We start from the raw sequence: 1025 nt of genomic DNA, 5'->3' as shown, positions 1-1025 counted from the left end.
TGGGCTTGCCCCTGCGAAGATAGCTAGCTGCCGGGTCCTTTTTTTTGCCTTTTTTATAATTTGGCCTATAATATACTAGAAAGAAAAGAGGATATTATGAAGAACTTAGGCTTTTACAATGGAAAAATAGATGAATTAGAAAATATGCAAGTTCCAATGTTGGATCGTGCTTGTTATTTTGGAGATGGTGTATATGATGCATCTTATGCAAATAATCATACAATTTTTGCACTTCAAGATCATTTAAATCGTTTTTACAATAGTGCAAAACTTTTAAATATTAACATTCCATATAAAAAAGAGGAATTACAAGATTTATTAATTGAATTAGTAAATAAAGTAGATTCACCAACACAGTTTGTATATTGGCAGGTTTCAAGAGGAACAGGTATTAGAAATCATATTTATCCTGAAGACATGAAAGGTAATTTATGGGTTATGATTACGCCAAAGCCTTTGGCAGACCCAAATAAAGAGATGTCTGTTGTTACCATGGAAGATACACGATTCTTTCATAATAACATTAAGACGATTAATTTAATTCCTGCAGTAATGTATTCAACAGAAGCACATAATCATGGTTTTGATGAATGTATTTTACATAGAGGACCAGATCGTGTTACAGAATGTGCTCATAGCAATGTATCTATCTTAAAGGATGGCCGCTTTATAACTGCACCTTGTGATGAATATATTTTGCCTGGTATTGCCCGTAAACACTTGTTAGAAGCTTGTACGGCTTTAAATATTCCGTATGAAGAAAAAGTTTATTCTTTGCAAGAGTTATTTGATGCGGATGAAATAATTGTATCTAGTAGTACACACATTTGTCGTCGAGTAAAAATGGTAGATGGTAAACTATTTGTTGGGAAGGATTCATCAACATTTAAAAAGTTACAGGATTATGTATTTAATGAATTTTATGAGTATACAAACGCAAAACGTATTGATTAATTAAGCTGGCAGAATGCCAATGTCATTAAGTTAAGAAATGACGAACCATCCAGATACTATTGTCTGGATGG

General features: G+C 32.5%; 1 protein-coding gene. It reads left to right on the top strand.

Going from position 1 to position 1025, the window contains the following annotated elements:
• Positions 1-96: 96 nt before the first annotated feature.
• The gene (locus LJE08_RS13580; protein ID WP_227403527.1) at positions 97-954 is read left to right on the top strand and encodes an aminotransferase class IV; all 858 of its coding nucleotides are present in this window, start codon (positions 97-99) and stop codon (positions 952-954) included.
• Positions 955-1025: the final 71 nt, after the last annotated feature.

The organism is Holdemanella sp. DFI.5.55, from assembly GCF_020593575.1.
Taxonomy (GTDB): Bacteria; Bacillota_I; Bacilli_A; order Erysipelotrichales; family Erysipelotrichaceae; genus Holdemanella; species Holdemanella hominis.
Note: the sequence above shows the minus strand (reverse complement) of the source record. Positions and strands in the feature narration are given on the sequence as shown.